Here is a 2,289-nt window from a genome sequence, read left to right on the forward strand (position 1 = left end):
CAAGGTTGAAATGCTCAGACAGAGATACCCTGAAGGCACAAGGATCTGCCTTGACAGCATGGAAAACGATCCGCAGCCGATTCCGTCAGGCGCTGTGGGAACGGTAAAAGCAGTGGACGACGCGGGTACTCTGCATTGCAAATTTGACAATGGAAGAACGCTTGGAGTTATACCCGATGTGGATCACTTCCATAAACTCGATCAAGAACAGACTCCGACCAATGAGCAAACAGAGGAAAATATTCAGTGCGAGGAAATCACTGAGGATATTGAAGAATCAGAAGAAATGGAAATGTCAATGTAACGGTTAAGTTTTGAAAAAGACTTAGCCGTTTTTTATTACACAAACAAGAAGGGATTGGTGATAAATGATAAAATATTTTGAAGCGTTTGCGGGAATCGGAGCTTTCCGCTCGGCATTTGAAAAGACAGGCGGGTTTGAGTGCGTCGGATGGTGCGAAATCGACCGGTTTGCGCGGAAAGCCTACAGAACGCTGTATGACACAAGGGGGGGAATTTTTTATGAGGACATCACAAAAATCGATTACGGAGGTATGCCGGATTTTGATCTGCTCGTCGGCGGACCGTGCTGCCAGTCCTTCAGCGTCGCGGGGCGCAGAAAAGCTTTTGAGGACGATAGAGGAAACCTCTTTTTCAACTATATCCAAATCCTTGAAGCCAAGCGCCCCCGTTACTTTATCGCTGAAAACGTACCCAATCTGCTTGGTATATCGCAGGGGGAATGTTTCAGAATCATCCTTGAAAAGATTTCTGAACTGGGGTATAGTATGTGCTGGCGAGTGCTTAACTCTGCCGGATTCGGGATACCGCAGTCAAGAAGAAGGCTGTTCCTTGTCGGATATCTTGGAAACAGATGTCCCGCCAAAGTATTGGCTTTCGGAGGAAATGATGAGGAAAATTGCGAAAAAGGAAAACCTGAGCAGCTGATAGGCGGCAGTCAGGGATCAAGAGTGTATTTAACAAACGGCACAGCAGTGACCCAGTGCAGCGGTTCGGGTGGCATAGGCGGTAAGACAGGGCTGTATTTTATCGACATGAATCCCGATCCTCAAATGACAGATACTGCGAGATGTATAACCGCAAGGCAGAACAGCGGAGTATCTCACCATAAGGGAGAGCATTCCGCTGTTTTCTGCGATTTGAATGAGAATCCTCAGATTACAGAGAATGCAAGATGTCTGCATACAAGAATGGATTTGGGAGTAACAAACGGAGCTCATAAGGGGGAAAGATCGGGAGTTCTGGTCGATGACGGACCAAGAGCGATACTCAATCCGTTTAAGGAAAACACTCGTCAGAACGGCAGACGGATAAAAGAACCTAACGAACCGATGTTTACGCTTACGGTGACAGACCGTCACGGGATTGTTCACAAAGGTCGTATTCGCAGGCTAATGCCTGTGGAGTGTTGGCGTCTGCAGGGTTATGAAAAGGCTCAGTTTGAAAAAGTCGCAGCCGCGGGAATGTCCGACGCGCAGCTCTACAAGCAGGCGGGAAATTCAATTACGGTAAATGTGGTTGAAGCTATCGCGAGAAATTTACTGGAATTTGACGAGGAGGAAAACGCAAATGGAAAATATGATCAGGATTTTTGAAAACGAAGAATTCGGCAAAGTGAGAACGGTTATTAAAGACGGCGAGCCTTGGTTTGTGGGGAAAGATGTTGCGGAAATTCTTGGCTATACAAATACGAGAGATGCGCTTGCAAAACACACTGATACTGAAGATAAAGCTGACGTCGCAATTCACGACGGCAGGCAAAACAGAAAAATGACAATTATCAACGAAAGCGGACTTTACAGTCTGATACTTTCCAGCAAGCTTCCGAGAGCCAAAGAGTTTAAGCGGTGGGTCACAGCCACGATTTTACCAACTTTGAGGAGAACAGGCGGCTACGTCGGCAGCGAAGAAATGTTCATAGAAAACTACCTCCCGTTCCTCGACGAGCCGTATCAGAATCTTTTCCGCTTGCAGATGATAGCGATAAATCAGCTTAACGAGCGTATCCGGCATGACAAACCGCTGGTGGAGTTTGCAAATCAGGTTTCAAATACCGATAATCTCATCGATATGAACGAAATGGCAAAGCTTGCGAGAGCAGAAAGAATTTCTATTGGCAGAAACAGGCTGTACGCCGTTCTCAGAGGAATGGGTATCCTTATGACCGACAATCTCCCCTATCAGAAATATATAGACAGAGGATATTTTAAAGTGAAGGAGTCGGTTTTTAAAACCTCCGCAAGGACAAAAACCTATCGGCAGACCTAC

Annotated in this window: 3 protein-coding genes; all 3 read left to right on the forward strand. The window is 46.3% G+C overall.

The window, feature by feature from the left end; genetic code table 11:
• A partial coding sequence (locus ACYQ0N_RS15140; protein WP_460163154.1) for a DUF4314 domain-containing protein occupies positions 1–304 on the forward strand: 304 nt, incomplete at its 5' end.
• Between the two features lie 64 nt (positions 305–368).
• Positions 369–1,616, forward strand: a complete 1,248-nt coding sequence (gene dcm / locus ACYQ0N_RS15145) for a DNA (cytosine-5-)-methyltransferase (RefSeq protein ID WP_460162860.1) — start codon at positions 369–371, stop codon at positions 1,614–1,616.
• The coding region (locus tag ACYQ0N_RS15150) for a BRO family protein (protein ID WP_460163155.1) at positions 1,591–2,289 on the forward strand (699 nt) is incomplete at its 3' end. The genes dcm and ACYQ0N_RS15150, both read left to right, overlap by 26 nt.

The sequence above is a fragment of the Ruminococcus sporogenes genome (assembly GCF_054655175.1).